This is a genomic window from Streptomyces sp. SGAir0957 (genome assembly GCF_043523415.1).
This window is the reverse complement of the sequence record NZ_CP027293.1, coordinates 7,733,507-7,747,106: the sequence shown is the minus strand read 5'-3', so window position 1 is coordinate 7,747,106 and position 13,600 is coordinate 7,733,507. Positions and strand designations below refer to the sequence as shown.

The window sequence follows — 13,600 nt, the reverse complement described above, 5'->3', positions numbered from 1 at the left end:
GCAGGCGGGGGTTGCGGGAAGCGCGCGGGGTGCGGGCCGGGCGCGGGTGTCTTGATCACGCCGTCGGACGGGCCGGGGGCGCGCGTTTCAGGCCAGGGCGTCGTCCAGGCGGGCGGGGGTCATTCGGCGGAGCGAGCCAGCCCGGCGCGCAGCCTCTCCGCCAGGGCGTCGGCCTCGGCCGGGGACATTTGCTCCTCCTCGGGGCGGCCGAGGTAGCCGAAGACGCGTGGCCCGCGCCGGTCCGCCGGGAGGTCCGCGCTGCGCGGGACCACGTGGAAGTGGACGTGCGCGAAGCCCTCCGCCTCCGCGAACTGGACGACGTACGTCTTCGCGCACCCGGTCACCTCGCGCAGGGCCCGGGAGAGACGGACCTGCCAGGTGCCGAGCGTGGCGGCCTCCGCGTCGCTCAGGTCGTGCACGGCGGTGACATGGCGCCGGGGCAGGAGCACCAGCCAGCCCGGGAGCGCGGTGCCGAAGGCGTGGGCGGCGCGCCAGTGCGGGTCGGAGGCGATGTGCTCGCGGGGCGGCAGCCGGTCGGCGTCCGCCTCGGCGGCGCAGGCGTGGCAGGTGGCGGCGGACGACGGTGCGACGAGCGGTGTCATGCGGTCACTCTGCCCCGGGGCGCGCGCCTAGGCTGCGGCCATGACGGAAAGCATGTCGCCGAGTGCGGTGGCGCAGGAGCACGCGGATCTGTTGCGGGAGCGGCTCAAGGAGCGGATCTACGCCTCGCTCACCCTGCTGGCCGTCCTGGTGGGGCAGGCGCAGAGCGGGCATCCGCGGCACGCGGGCGCGGCGGTGTCGGTCGCGGTGACGGCGCTCGGGCTGTGGCTGGCGACGATCGTCGCGGACCTCCAGGCGCACCCGGTGGCGCACGGGCGGATGCCCAGGCTGCCGGAGATCCGGCACACGGTGTTCACCAGCAGCCCGTTGCTGACCAGCGCGATCGGTCCGCTCCTGGTGATCGCGCTGTCGGCGGTGGGCGTCGTGGAGCTGACCACGGCGCTGTGGATCGCGGTGGGCAGCGAGGTCGCGGCGCTGGCCGCCTGGGGTGTCACCGGCGGCCGGCGGGTCGGCGCGGGCCGTATCGGCGCGCTGGTGACGGGCGCGCTCAACGCCGTGATCGGCATCGGGGTCGTCGCGGTGAAGCTGATCGCGGGGCATTGAGGCCCGCCCCGCGGCTCCCGTCGTCAGTCCAGGTCCAGGACCTGCCGGACCGTGCGGACCACCCCGTTCTCCGTGTGGGGCGGGGCCTGGTGGCGGGCGCGGCGGTGGACCTCCGGGTGGGCGTTGGCCATGGCGTAGGACCAGTCGGCGGCGTCGAGCATCTCCAGGTCGTTGAGGTAGTCGCCGAAGACCATGGTCTGGGCGGGGGTGACGCCGAGCGCCCGCTGGAGGCCGCGGACGGCCTCGCCCTTGTTGGCGCGGGGGTTCATGACGTCGACCCAGTGCTCGCTGGAGACGACGACCTGGTGGGAGTCGGCGAGCACGGCGAGGGCGGGGGCGGTGGTCTCCTCGGCGCGGCCGAAGTCGAACAGCGCGACCTTGATCACCTCGTCGTCGACGGCGGTGGCGTCCTCGACGATCTCGTGCCGGTGGTAGTACTTGCGGACCTCGGTCATGAACGCCTCGTCGGACCGCTCCACGTACGCGGACCGTTTGCCGCAGACGACGACGCCCGCGTCGACCCCCTGCTCGGTGAGCTGCCGTACCACCTTGACCAGCCAGGAGGCGGTCTCGGGGTCGAGCGGGTCGGAGCTGAGTTCGACGCCGCCGCGGACCACATAGGTCCCGTTCTCCGCGATGTAGACCATGGAGCCGTCGTCCACGGCGGCGAACTGGTCGGCGAGGGTCGCGTACTGGCGGCCGCTCGCGGGGCAGAAGACGATGCCGCGCCGGTCCAGTTCGGCGAGGAGCGGCCAGAGGTCGTCGGGTATGTGTCCGTCGGCGTCCAGGAGGGTGCCGTCCATGTCGGTGACGACGAGGCGGATGTCCGGGTGGCGGTGCGTGTTCACAAGTGTTCCTCAGTACGGGTACCCACCCAGTCTAAGGAAGCGTCCGGGCTGGTCGCGCCCTTGATCGGGGCGGGCGGCCCGGCCTGCCGCGCGGCCCGCCCCGGGGACCGGTCACCGGCGCCGGGACCGCGGGGCCGCGGCGGCGTCACGCCGGGTCCGCGACGACGGCGGCGGGCAGGGGCGCCGCGTCGCGCTCGGCCCGGCGCAGGAGCGTCGCCGCGACGAGACCGCCGGTCAACACGGCCGCGGCGCCCACGAGTTGACCCGTTTCGAGGGCCGAGCCGAACGCCCGCGTCACCGTGCGGCGTTCCTCGGCCGAGCCGGCCGCGGCCAGAGCCGCCGGGAGGGAGGCCGCCGCCACCGGGACGAGCGCGGCGAAGCGGGAGCTGAGAACCGCGCCGAGGACGGCGACGCCGAGGCCGCTGCCGAACTCGGTGACGGTGCCCTCGATGCCCGCGCCCGCGCCCGCCTTCTCGCGGGGCATGGAGCCGAGGACGGCGACCGCCATCGCCGGGTTGGCGAACGCGCAGCCGACGCCCATGAGGACGAGCCCGGTGAGCAGCCCGCCGTACCCGTCCACGACCCGCCCGGCGAGGGCGACGGCGGCGAGGCCGCAGGCGAGGAGCGTCATGCCGAGGGCGACGGAGCCCGGGATGCCGAGCCGGGTGCCGAAGCGGGCGGAGACGCCGGTGAAGTTGAGCAGGACGACGGTCAGGGCGAAGGGCGCGGTGCGCAGCCCCGCCTCGAGGGGGCCGTAGCCGAGCACGAACTGGAGCTGCTGCGTGAGCAGGAAGAGCGCGCCGCCGCTGCCGAAGGTGATGAGCAGCGCGCCGAACACGGCGCCGGTGAACGTGCGGTCGCGGAAGAAACTCATGTCCAGCATCGGGTGCGGGACGCGGCGCTCCCAGAGGACGAAGGCGGCCAGGGCCGAGGCGCCGACGGCCGCGCCCAGGAGGACGTGGGGCGAGGACCAGCCGTGCTCGGGGCCGCGGACGACGGCGTAGACGAGTGCGGTCATGGCGACGATCGAGAGCAGGGCGCCGGGCAGGTCGGGGCGGTGGCTCTGGTCGGCCTTGCTCTCGGGGACGAGGAAGGTGACGGCGGCGAGGCCGAGGACGACCACGGGCAGGTTGACGAGGAAGAGGGCGCCCCACCAGAAGTGGTCGAGGAGGACGCCGCCGACGAGCGGTCCGGCGGCGAAGCCGAGGGCGTTGACGGCGGCCCAGATGCCGATGGCGCGGACCCGCTCGTCCTCGTCGAAGGTCTGGACGGCGACGGCGAGGGTGGTGGTGAGGAGCAGGGCGCCGCCGATGCCCATGCCCGCGCGGGCGGCGATCAGCTGGCCGGTGCTGTGCGCGAGTCCGGCGGCGAGGGACCCGGCGCCGAAGACGACGAGCCCGGCGAGGAGGAGGCGCTTGCGTCCGTAGCGGTCGGCGGCGGCGCCCGCGGTGAGCAGCAGGCCGGCCTGGACGAGCACATACGCGTTGATGATCCACTGGATGCCCGCCGTACCCGCGCCGAGGTCGTCGGTGAGGGTGGGGACGGCGACGTTGAGGATCGTGTTGTCGAGGATGACGACGAGTTGCGCGAGGCAGATCACGCCGAGGACGAGCCAGCGGCGCGGGTCCCGGGCCCCGGGTGCGGGCTGCTGGATCTCGGCGGCGGTCGTCGCCGTCATGCGGGCTCCTTCGGGGCGGGCGCGGGGTCCTGCGGACGGCGCCCGTGGTCCGGGAAGCCGACTGGTTAGGTAACCCTAACCCGCGGGGCGTCTCCCGGGTAACCGCTCTGGAGGCGGCGGTGCATGACGTGCAGGCCGACGCGGCCGTGGCGCGGATGCTCGTACGCCTCGGGCACGGTGCCGAGGACGGTGAAGCCGAGCGAACGCCACAGGGCGACGGCCGGGTTGGTCTCGACGACGGCGTTGAAGACCATGGCGTGGAAGCCGTCCGCCGCGGCCTCGGCCAGGACGTGTTCGGCGAGGGCGCGGCCGTAGCCGTGGCCGGACCGTTCGGGGTCGACCATGAATCCGGCGTTGGCGACGCCCGCGGCGGGTCCGCCGTAGTTGGCCTTGAGGTAGGCGCTGGCGACGATCTCACCGTCGTCGTCGGTGACGACGAACACGCGGCGTCCGGGCCCCGTCCACAGGGCGCGGGCCTCGGGCTCGGTGGTCTCCGGGTCCCAGGTGTAGGTCTCCCCGGCGCGGACGATCCGCCGCCAGAACGGCCAGACGTGCTCCCAGTCGCCGTCCCGGGCGTCTCTGATCTTCATGCGCCCGAGTCTGGCACGCGGCGGTGCCGGGCTAGTTGCCGAGCGAGGTGAGCGCGTTCGAGAGCTCGCCCATCATCTCCGTGATCCCCTGCCCCAGCGCGGTCGGGGCGATGAGGACGCCGAGGACGAGAACGATCAGCATCACCAGGAACGTGTCGCCCCGCTTCCTCGGGGCGACCGGTCGGCGCAGCAGCAGGATGGCGACGATCGCCAGGATCACTGCGACATCGATGGTGACCACGTCTCGGCCCTCCCCGGTCCAGCGCGCTCCCCCACTTCTGTGTAGCCGCCCCCCGCTCCCGCCGTCCCGGACTTGCCCGCACTTGGCCCGAACCCGACCGGAATGCGCGGCCTGCCCCGACATCGACGCACTCGCCCGCCACTCCGCTGCCCCCGCGCCCCGGCTCTCCGGGCACCGCCGCGCCTTTCGGCCAGACCGTCCGGGGACCTGGACGCACCCCGCCCGACCGGTGCCGGAAGCGGACGCGTAGGGTCCCCTTTTGTTTTGAACCAGCAGGTGGCAGCCCTTGCCGCCGGAAGATCAGGAGCTTCGTCCGTGCCCGCACCGTCCAGCGCCCCGGCGCCCATCTACGACCGTCTCGTCGACGAGCAGGGCGACGTGCTCGCCGATGTCCGCGAAGCGGCGCAGCAGACCGAGCGCACCGCGGAGGATGTCCTCGACTTCGACATCCCCCAGGACGCCGCGCAGAACAACTGAGCGCGCGCCGGCGCCTTCCCGTGACCCCGTCCGCCCCGGGGCACGACTGCGTGCACGCCTATTGACGCAAATTCGAACTCGTCGGTAGCTTCAATCAACAGCGCTGAAATCCCCTGTCTCATCCGGAACTTGGCCTTGGGCCGAGCGGGTTTCGAAGGAGCAACAGATGGCGATTCGCGCGTTCGCGAAGCACTGCGCCACCCTGGCCGCCGCGGCGACCGTGGCGGGCCTCGGCCTCACCGTCCCGGCGCAGGCGGCACCGCAGCCCCTGCCGTACGTCGCGCTCGGCGACAGCTACAGCGCCGCGTCCGGCGTCCTCCCGCTCGACCCGTCGGCCAGCCCCCTCTGCGCCCGCTCCAGCGCCAACTACCCGCACGTCCTGGCCCAGCGCACCGGCGCCACGCTCAAGGACGTGACCTGCGGCGCGGCCCAGACGAAGGACTACACGGCCGCGCAGTACCCCGGCGTCCCCCCGCAGCTGGACGCCCTCGGCGCCGACACCCGCCTCGTCACCATGACGATCGGCGGCAACGACAACAACACGTTCATCAGCACGATCCTGGCCTGCGCCTCCGCGGGCATCGCCACGGCCGGGCAGGGGCATCCGTGCGCGACCCTGTACGGGGACACGTTCGCCGACGACATCGACACCAAGACGTACCCGGCGGTGAAGGCGGCCCTCCGGGCGACCGTGAACAAGGCGCCGCAGGCGCGCGTCGCGATCCTCGGCTATCCGTGGATCATGCCGCCCACGGCGAAGGCGGGCTGTTTCGTGAAGATGCCGATCGCCTCCGGCGACGTGCCGTACGTGCGCGACATCCAGACGCACCTGAACGACGCGGTGCGGCGCGCCGCCGCCGAGACCGGCGCGACCTACGTGGACCTGTCCGGGGCGTCGGAGGGCCACGACGCCTGCCAGGCGGCCGGCACGCGCTGGGTGGAGCCCGCCCTGTTCGGCACGAACTTCGTGCCCGTGCACCCGAACGCGCGGGGCGAGGCGGCGATGGCGGACCTCGTGATCGACGCCCTCGGCCTGTAGGAGCGACGGCTACACGAAGTCCACCTCGGGGAAGCGTGCCGACGGGCCGTCGAGGAGGCCGCGGTCCCTGCCCCGTAGATGACGGTCGAAGAAGGCGGTCACGTACGCGCGCTGGGCCGCGACCGCGCGGTGCGGCGGGAGCGTGCCGACCCAGCCGGTCAGCGTCTCCCGGTCGAGGCCGAGCGACGCGGCGATCCGCGGGAGCAGGGTCGCCGCGTCGGTGTACGTCGCGTGCCGGGAGCCCCGGAGGGTGAGGTCGCGGCGCCATCCGGTGCTGTGCCGCCACAGTTCGCGCCAGGAGGGCACGGTGGTGCGGTCGTTGCCGTCGCTGCCCATGAGGAGCAGCGGGCGGTCCGTGCCCTCGGCCGCCACGGTGGACCAGTGGCCATCCTCGTGGTCGTCGCCGACGTAGGCGAGGACGCCGTCCAGGTTGCCCGCGGCGGCGAGCCGCCGGTCGTCGTGGAGGGCCTGGAGAGCGGCGAAGCCGCCGGCGGACTGGCCGAACGCGCCGACGGGCGCCCGGCGCAGCCTCCCGTCGGCGAAGGCGCGCTCCACCGTGTCCACGACGAAGCGCAGGTCGGCGACGCGGACCGCGGTGGTCCTCTCCATGAGGGCGGTCACCGCGGCCGGGCCCGCTTCCTGCGCGGCGGCGAACTCCCGCGGAAGGACGCTCGTCGCCACGCGCCCGTCAGGGAACTCGACCGCCGACACGTCGTAGGGATGGTCGATCGCGACGACCACGTACCCGTGCGAGGCGAGTTCGTCGGTCAGGGTGGTGCCGAACGTGCGCGGGTCGAGGACGCCGGGCGAGTACAGCACCACCGGATGCGGCACCGTGCGGTCCAGCGGCGCGGCGCGGTGGGCGAAGGTGCGGGTCGCGGCCCAGTCGACGCGGCCCGCGGGCAGTCCTCCGAAGTTGTTGAGCCGGTCGAAGCCCGCCGCCTCCCGCGCCGTCATCTGCGCGGCGCGGGGGTGCCCCGCCACGGAGCGGGCCGGGTAGCGCACGTCCGCCATCAGCTCGCGCGCCGGGGCTCCGGTCCACGGGTCGCGCCGGGCCCTGTCCACGAGGTGCAGGCGTGTCGTGCCCACGGCGTACGGGCCCGTCGGCGCGGGCAGCCGCAGTCGCACACGCCGCGTCGCGGGGGCCCGGGTGACGGCGGCCGCCGGGGTGGCGCCGAGCGCCGGCAGTGCGGCGCAGGCGGTGAGTACGGAGCGGCGGGCGGGCCGGAAGGGTGCGGTGGTCGCGTGATCGTCCATGGCACCAGACTCGCCGCGCGGAGGCGGCCCGCACCATCCGGCTGCCCCGCCACGGCAACTGGGGGGCAGCCCCCAGGATCGCCGCGCGCACGCCCCTGAACGGCGCATTCCGACAGGGAGCGGCCCGGTCGCCCGCCCTACGGTGAGAGCTCCCGGACATTCCAGGCGGCAGGGCGGAGACCCGTGAGCGGCGAGCGCAGGAGACGGCACCTCTGGACCGCGGGCGCTGCGGCGCTCGGCCTGGCCGGGGCGGGGTACTGCGCCTGGGCCGTGCTCGGCGGGCAGGACACCGCCCCGCGGTCCGGGCCCCTGTCGGCGGCGGAGGTCCGCTCGGCGGCGCACGGCTTCCTCGACGCCTGGGCCGGCGGCGACACGGCCGCGGCGGCGGACCGCACGGACGACGCGCGGGCGGCCGGGGCGGCGCTCCGCGACTACCGCGACGGCGCCCACCTCGTGGCGCGCGACCTGCGCCCGGGTACGGCGGCGGGCGCGCGCGTCCCGTTCTCGGTGGAGTCCGAGTTCGCGTACGAGGGTGCCCGCGCGCCCCTCACGTACACCACGGCGCTGACCGTCGTGCGGCGTGCCGGGGACGGGAAGGCCGTCGTGCGCTGGGAGCCGCGGGTGCTGCATCCGGGGCTAGGGCAGGGCCGCCGCCTCGTGGCGCGGCAGGCCGGGGAGGCGCCGGTCCGCGCCCTCGACCGGGCCGGGCACCCCCTCGACACCCGGGCCATGCCCTCGCTCGGCCCGCTCGTGGACGGGCTGCGGCGGACGTACGGGAAGACGGCGGGCGGCACGCCGGGCGTCGAGCTGCGGCTCGCGGCGGCGGGCGCGGCCGGCGCGCACGCGAAGCGGCCGGGCGGCACGGCGCTGCTCTCCGTCCCGGAGGGCCGGCCCGGACGGGTGCGGACGACGCTCGACGCGCGCGTGCAGAAGGTGGCGGAGCGGGAGGTCGCCCGGCGCGCCGACGCCTCGATCGTGGTGCTCAAGCCGTCGACCGGGGAGATCCTCGCCGTCGCCGACTCGGGCGGGGACGCGCGGAACAGGGCCCTCGAAGGGCGGCTCGCGCCCGGCTCGACCATGAAGATGATCACCGGCTCGCTGCTCCTGGAGAAGGGGATCGCCGACCCGGACAAGCCGCATCCGTGCCCGAGGACCGCCTCGTACGGCGGCTGGCGGTTCCACAACGTCGACGACTTCGACATCAGCGGCGGCACCTTCCGCGACAGCTTCGCCGCGTCGTGCAACACCGCCTTCGTCTCGCAGGCGGGCAAGCTCGCGGACGACGACCTGTCCCGGCAGGCGCGGGACGTCTTCGGGATCGGCGCGGGCTGGTCGGTCGGCGTCGGCGCGTTCGACGGGGCGGTGCCGGTCGAGCACGCCGCGTCCAAGGCGGCCTCCCTCATCGGGCAGGCGCGGGTGCGGATGAACCCGCTGACCATGGCGTCGGTCGTCTCGACGGCCCGGACCGGGCGGTTCCGGCAGCCCTTCCTCGTCGCCCCGTCCGTCGATCACCGCAAGCTCGCCACGGCGCGCCGGGCCCTGGTGCCGCGCGCGCACGACCAGCTGCGGGACCTGCTGCACACGACGGCGACGTCCGGTTCGGCGGCGGGCGCCATGGCGGGCCTGCGCGGGGACATCGGCGCGAAGACCGGCTCCGCCGAGGTGACCGGGCAGGAGAAGCCCAACGGCTGGTTCGCGGCCTGGCGCGGTGACCTCGCCGCGGCGGCCGTGATGGTGCGCGGCGGCCGGGGCGGCGCGTCCTCGGGCCCGCTCGTGGCGGCCGTGCTGACGTCGGCCGGTGGCTGACGCGGCGCGGCGCGCCGGTTCAGCTCCGTGAACATCGCACAGCCCCACGGATGACAGCCGCGCCCGGCGCGAAAGCCCAGGCCATGCTCACGCCAACGCCGCGTTCGCTCCCTCGTATGCTCGGGGGCACGAACGTCGGATCGATCTTGGAGTGAGCACAGGTGACCCTGGTGGCACAACGGCCCCGCCGGGCCGGGACGTGGGACCGCTTCGTGGCGTCCGACCCCGGACTCCTGCGGTTGATGGCCGGGCTGCGGACGGTCGCCGCGATCGGCCTGGCCCTCGCGGTGCTCGGGCTGGCCGGGACCCAGGTCACGCACATGGTCGCGGGCGCGATGACGGCGATGGTCGGCACCTTCGCCATCCGCGAGAAGACGGTGCGCGGGCAGGCGGTGACGCTCGCGCTCGGCCTGCCGATGGCGCTCGTGGCGATGTCGCTCGGGGCGCTCCTGCACAGCCACGTCGTCGCCGGTGATCTGTTCTTCGTCGCGCTGATCTTCGCCGCGGTTTACAGTCGCAGATTCGGCGACCGGGGCACCGCGCTCGGCCTCATCGGCTTCCAGGTCTACTTCGTGTCCCTGTTCGTGAACGCGACGGTGAGCCAACTGCCCACCCTCTACGGCACGTTGGCGATCGCCTTCGCGTGCAGCGCGGTGGCCCGTTTCGTCCTCGTCCCCGAGACACCCCAGCGCGTCCTCGGACGGCTTCGCGAGGCGTTCCGGGCCCGGCTCGGCCAGCTCGTCACCGCACAGACCCGGCTCCTCGACGCGCCTCCCGGCGAACTCGACGACGTCCTCGACGATCTGCGCCGCCACACCGCCCGGCTGCACGAGGCCGCGCTGATGATCCAGGCCCGCCTGGAGGACGGCGCCCGCGACGACGCCACCGCCGCGCTGATCCAGCGCCGCGTCGCCGACGCCGAGGTCGCCGCCGAACGCCTCGGCATGCTGCTCCTGAACGCCCGCAGCGCCGAGCGCGCCGACACCCTGACCCTGCACCTGCCGGGCGCCCCGGTCCCGGCGGCGGGTTCGCTGCTGCCCCGTGAGGACGAGGCGACGGCCACGCTCCGCCGCGACCTGGCCGCGCTGTACCTCCTTGCGTCGCGCCCCGCCGACGCCAACCGGGGCACCGCCGTCGCCCACGTCCGCAACCGCCTGCTCGGCTACCGCGACGAGGAGGCCATCCCGCCGGGCGCCACGCTCGCCGCGCAGGACGTGTTCCGCGGTATCGGTGAGACGGCCCGCGCCGTCCTGGGTCTGCGCCTCGCGCTCGACGGGCCGCAGGACGAGTCCGACGACTCCCCCGCCACGACGCGTTCGCGCGAGGAGTTCGACGCGGAGGACGTGTCGATAACGGCGGAGAAGGAGGCGCCCGCCGCCGCCACGGAGGACGAGGAGCCGAAGGGGCTCCGGCGGCCGACCACCCGCGCCGCCTTCCAGGTCGCCGTCGGCTCGGCGCTCGCCATCGTCGGCGGCGAGTTCCTCTCCACCCAGCGCTGGTACTGGGCCGTCCTGACGTGCTGGGTCGTCTTCCTCAACACGGCGTCGACCGGCGAGATCGTCGTCAAGGGCTACCGCCGCCTGCTCGGCACGGTCCTCGGCGTCGTCGCCGGTGTCGTCCTCGCCGGGGCCGTCGGCAACCACACCTGGCTCGCGTTCGTCCTCGTCCTGCTCTGCGTCTTCGCGATGTTCTTCACCGCGCCGCTGTCGTACGCGCTGATGTCGTTCTTCGTGACGGCGATGCTCGGCCTGCTCTACACCCTGCTGAACACCTACAGCTTCGACGTGCTGATCCTGCGCATCGAGGAGACCGCCCTCGGCGCGGCGTGCGGCATCATCGCGGCCGTCCTCGTCCTCCCGGTGAAGACCGACAGCCGCACCGACGAGCTGCTCGCCACCGTCCTCGAACGCCTCGGCGACGTCGTGGCGGGCGCGGTGAGCCAGCTCAGCGGCGGCCCGGCGGCCGACCTCCTGGACAAGGCCAGGGATCTGGACACCGCCCTCGACGACCTGCGCGGCTCCACCCGGCCCCTGACCCACCCGATCACGCCGCTGCGGGAGCGCCGCCAGACCGTCCGCTATCTGGTGGCGCTCCTGGAGACCTCGGCGTACCACGCGCGTTCCCTCGCGGCCACCGCCGAACTGGTCCCGTACAGCAAGCGGGTCGGCGCCGACCCGCGCCTCGGCCGGGCCGCGCGCCGCATCGCCCACAACATCGACGTGCTCGTCGCGCACGTCGACGAGACGGACACGACGGGCAGCGTCGAGTCGGGGGCGAGCATCGCCGCGATGCTGGAGACCGACGGCCTCGGCGTCCCGGCGGCGAACACCGTCACCTTCCGCGTCCTGCGTCACCTGCAACGCCTCGACGAGGGCATCACGGGTCTGGCCAGGCCGCTCGGTGTGCCGGTGGGACCGCGCAAGTAGCGGCGGTTACTGCCCCGCCCACCGCTTGATGGTCGCGGTGGCCGCGTCCCGCTGGTCGGCGGGGAGCGCGGAGATCCGCGCGTTGTGGTTGGAGTTCGGCACGATGTACTTGTACGAGTCGCGCTTGCCGGGCGTGAACTGCTCGGCGCTCCACGGGTCGTTCTGGCCGTACACGAACAGCATCCGCTGCGACTGCGTCCGCACCCACTTGTCGACGCCCTTGATGACCGTGCCGTCGTAGCTGGTGCGCATGTCGGCGGGGAGCACCGAGTTCGGCTGGTAGATGTCCGGGTAGTGGCGCACGCCCTTGAGGTGCTTGAAGGCGAGGTCGGCCCAGCCGAGCTGGGCGGCGGCCTGGCGGTAGTAGGGGCCGGAGCTGTTGGCGCCGAGGGTGGAGTCCTCGTAGATGGACAGGCCGTGGTCGAGGGACCACTGGTAGAGGGCGTCGTCGGAGACGGTCCTCGCGTCGGGCACGGTCGGGCAGTCGGCGACGGTGCCGGACTGCCAGAAGTTCCACACCTGGTCCAGGACGGCGAACTCGTAGGCGCGGTCGGTGGTGCCGAGCGTGTTGCTGAAGGTGTACCCGGCGTCCTTCGCGGTCTTCTCGAACTTCGGCAGGAGCGCGTCGCGGCGGACGAGCATCTCGCGCTGCACGGCGTCGAGCGCGGTGCGGCACTCCTTCGTCCCGACCGTCCTGAAGAAGCGGTCGTACGTGGAGTCGTCTCTGTTGTTGGCGTCGTTCGGGGCGACGTAGGCGACGACGCCGTCGTAGTCGCGCGGGTAGAAGCGGTAGTGATAGGTGGCGGTCATGCCGCCCTTGCTGCCGCCGGTGGCGAGCCACTTCGAGGACTTCTCGTACAGCGGGCGGATCGCGCGGACGATGGCGTGCTCGTCGGCGGCCTCCTGCTGCACGGTCATCTTCTTCCACGGGGTGCCCCCGGCCGGGACGGACGGGCCGAAGAAGCGGTGCTCGACGCTGAGCTGGTTGGCGTCGAGGAGCGTCGTGGGCTCGCGGGTGGTCGAGGAGAGGCCGTAGCCGCCGGTGTAGAAGACGACGGGCTTCGCGGCCGACTTGTGCCAGAGCGTGAAGCGCTGCTGGAAGGTGCCCGCGCGGGGGTGGTCGTGGTCGATCGGCTGGGTTATCGACAGGGAGTAGAGCGGAAAGCCCTCCTTCTCCGTGACACCGGTGACGGTGACGCCGGGTATCGCGCGCAGCTGGTCCTCGAAGGACGCGCTCGCGCGGCTCTGGGCGGTGGCCGGTGCCGCGGTGGCCGGTGCCGCGGTGGCGGCGAGCGCGCCCGCGGTGAGAGCGGCGGAAAGGAGCAGCGTGGGCAGGGTGCGCAGACGCACGAAGACCTCCCGGGTCGGGGAACGTGGAGTGGATCTCTGGTGCGGTGACCGAGACCTTAACCCGAGCCGCGCGGCAGGCAGTTGGGGTCGCAGGGAAAAGCCCGGAGCCGGGGCCCGCCTCTGTGGCGGGGCCCCGGCTCCGGGCGTCGTTCAGCGGCGGCCGGTCAGAGCTGACCGGACGCGGCGATGGTGATCTTTGCCGAGGTGGCGCCGGAGCGGGAGCCGAGGGCCTCGATCTTCTTCACGAGCTCCATGGACGACTCGTCCGCGACCTCGCCGAAGACGACGTGCTTGCCGTCGAGCCAGTCGGTGACGATCGTCGTGATGAAGAACTGCGAGCCGTTGGTGTTCGGGCCGGCGTTGGCCATCGAGAGCAGGCCCGGCTTGGTGTGCTTGAGCTGGAAGTTCTCGTCGGCGAACTTCTCGCCGTAGATGCTCTTGCCGCCCGTGCCGTTGCCGGCGGTGAAGTCGCCGCCCTGGAGCATGAACTGCGGGATGACGCGGTGGAAGGAGGAGCCGGCGTAGCCGAAGCCCTTCTCACCCGTGGACAGGGCGCGGAAGTTCTCCGCGGTCTTCGGGACGATGTCCTCGAAGAGGTTGAACGTGATCCGCCCGGCGGGCTCGTCGTTGATCGTGATGTCGAAGTAGGTCTTGATTGCCATGCCGCAATCCTTGCATCACGACCCCCGGATTGCCGATTCGCCCCGGCATCCCGGCCCGGTTC

General features: G+C 73.6%; 13 protein-coding genes. 5 read left to right on the top strand and 8 right to left on the bottom strand.

Annotation, left to right across the window (positions count from 1 at the left end; all coding sequences use genetic code 11):
- Nucleotides 1-119: 119 nt before the first annotated feature.
- Nucleotides 120-602: an HIT family protein gene (locus C1N81_RS40390; RefSeq protein WP_394436393.1), complete on the bottom strand. Its 483-nt coding sequence runs from the start codon at nucleotides 600-602 to the stop codon at nucleotides 120-122.
- A 40-nt stretch (nucleotides 603-642) separates the two neighbouring features.
- Here C1N81_RS40390 and C1N81_RS40385 point away from each other — a divergent pair, with 40 nt between their 5' ends.
- On the top strand, nucleotides 643-1,164 hold the full coding sequence (locus C1N81_RS40385; RefSeq protein ID WP_394436392.1) for a hypothetical protein: 522 nt from the start codon (nucleotides 643-645) through the stop codon (nucleotides 1,162-1,164).
- 23 nt (nucleotides 1,165-1,187) lie between these two features.
- On the opposite strand, the gene C1N81_RS40380 is transcribed toward C1N81_RS40385, so the two are convergent.
- From C1N81_RS40380 to C1N81_RS40365, 4 genes are all read right to left on the bottom strand, one after another.
- A complete protein-coding gene (locus C1N81_RS40380) occupies nucleotides 1,188-2,012 on the bottom strand; it encodes a Cof-type HAD-IIB family hydrolase (RefSeq protein ID WP_394436391.1) in 825 nt (274 codons plus the stop codon).
- 145 nt (nucleotides 2,013-2,157) lie between these two features.
- Nucleotides 2,158-3,690: an MFS transporter gene (locus C1N81_RS40375; protein WP_394436390.1), complete on the bottom strand. Its 1,533-nt coding sequence runs from the start codon at nucleotides 3,688-3,690 to the stop codon at nucleotides 2,158-2,160.
- Nucleotides 3,691-3,755: 65 nt separating this feature from the next.
- The gene (locus C1N81_RS40370; RefSeq protein WP_394436389.1) at nucleotides 3,756-4,280 is read right to left on the bottom strand and encodes a GNAT family N-acetyltransferase; all 525 of its coding nucleotides are present in this window, start codon (nucleotides 4,278-4,280) and stop codon (nucleotides 3,756-3,758) included.
- A gap of 31 nt (nucleotides 4,281-4,311) precedes the next feature.
- Entirely contained in the window at nucleotides 4,312-4,521 is a 210-nt protein-coding gene (locus C1N81_RS40365; RefSeq protein ID WP_394436388.1) for a hypothetical protein, read from the bottom strand.
- Nucleotides 4,522-4,836: 315 nt separating this feature from the next.
- Here C1N81_RS40365 and C1N81_RS40360 point away from each other — a divergent pair, with 315 nt between their 5' ends.
- Entirely contained in the window at nucleotides 4,837-4,998 is a 162-nt protein-coding gene (locus C1N81_RS40360; protein WP_394436387.1) for a hypothetical protein, read from the top strand.
- Nucleotides 4,999-5,164: 166 nt separating this feature from the next.
- Nucleotides 5,165-6,037 (top strand): SGNH/GDSL hydrolase family protein, encoded by an 873-nt coding sequence (locus C1N81_RS40355; RefSeq protein ID WP_394436386.1) that lies wholly within the window; start codon nucleotides 5,165-5,167, stop codon nucleotides 6,035-6,037.
- Nucleotides 6,038-6,046: 9 nt separating this feature from the next.
- Here the strand turns inward: C1N81_RS40355 and C1N81_RS40350 are convergent, their stop codons facing one another.
- Nucleotides 6,047-7,294: an alpha/beta hydrolase family protein gene (locus tag C1N81_RS40350; protein WP_394436385.1), complete on the bottom strand. Its 1,248-nt coding sequence runs from the start codon at nucleotides 7,292-7,294 to the stop codon at nucleotides 6,047-6,049.
- Between the two features lie 183 nt (nucleotides 7,295-7,477).
- Here C1N81_RS40350 and C1N81_RS40345 point away from each other — a divergent pair, with 183 nt between their 5' ends.
- Together C1N81_RS40345 and C1N81_RS40340 are read left to right on the top strand one after the other, a co-directional pair.
- On the top strand, nucleotides 7,478-9,100 hold the full coding sequence (locus tag C1N81_RS40345) for a penicillin-binding transpeptidase domain-containing protein (protein WP_394436384.1): 1,623 nt from the start codon (nucleotides 7,478-7,480) through the stop codon (nucleotides 9,098-9,100).
- Between the two features lie 242 nt (nucleotides 9,101-9,342).
- On the top strand, nucleotides 9,343-11,526 hold the full coding sequence (locus C1N81_RS40340; RefSeq protein ID WP_394438541.1) for an FUSC family protein: 2,184 nt from the start codon (nucleotides 9,343-9,345) through the stop codon (nucleotides 11,524-11,526).
- Between the two features lie 6 nt (nucleotides 11,527-11,532).
- Here the strand turns inward: C1N81_RS40340 and C1N81_RS40335 are convergent, their stop codons facing one another.
- Both C1N81_RS40335 and C1N81_RS40330 read right to left on the bottom strand, forming a co-directional pair.
- The gene (locus C1N81_RS40335; RefSeq protein ID WP_394436383.1) at nucleotides 11,533-12,876 is read right to left on the bottom strand and encodes a S28 family serine protease; all 1,344 of its coding nucleotides are present in this window, start codon (nucleotides 12,874-12,876) and stop codon (nucleotides 11,533-11,535) included.
- A gap of 164 nt (nucleotides 12,877-13,040) precedes the next feature.
- Nucleotides 13,041-13,538: a peptidylprolyl isomerase gene (locus tag C1N81_RS40330; RefSeq protein WP_394436382.1), complete on the bottom strand. Its 498-nt coding sequence runs from the start codon at nucleotides 13,536-13,538 to the stop codon at nucleotides 13,041-13,043.
- Between the last annotated feature and the right edge of the window lie 62 nt (nucleotides 13,539-13,600).

Coding starts and splice junctions, on each gene's coding strand:
- C1N81_RS40385 (WP_394436392.1), top strand. CDS start 643: ATGACGGAAAGCATGTCGCCGAGTGCGGTGGCGCAGGAGCACGCGGAT.
- C1N81_RS40330 (WP_394436382.1), bottom strand. CDS start 13,538: ATGGCAATCAAGACCTACTTCGACATCACGATCAACGACGAGCCCGCC.
- C1N81_RS40390 (WP_394436393.1), bottom strand. CDS start 602: ATGACACCGCTCGTCGCACCGTCGTCCGCCGCCACCTGCCACGCCTGC.
- C1N81_RS40375 (WP_394436390.1), bottom strand. CDS start 3,690: ATGACGGCGACGACCGCCGCCGAGATCCAGCAGCCCGCACCCGGGGCC.
- C1N81_RS40340 (WP_394438541.1), top strand. CDS start 9,343: ATGGCCGGGCTGCGGACGGTCGCCGCGATCGGCCTGGCCCTCGCGGTG.
- C1N81_RS40350 (WP_394436385.1), bottom strand. CDS start 7,294: ATGGACGATCACGCGACCACCGCACCCTTCCGGCCCGCCCGCCGCTCC.
- C1N81_RS40370 (WP_394436389.1), bottom strand. CDS start 4,280: ATGAAGATCAGAGACGCCCGGGACGGCGACTGGGAGCACGTCTGGCCG.
- C1N81_RS40355 (WP_394436386.1), top strand. CDS start 5,165: ATGGCGATTCGCGCGTTCGCGAAGCACTGCGCCACCCTGGCCGCCGCG.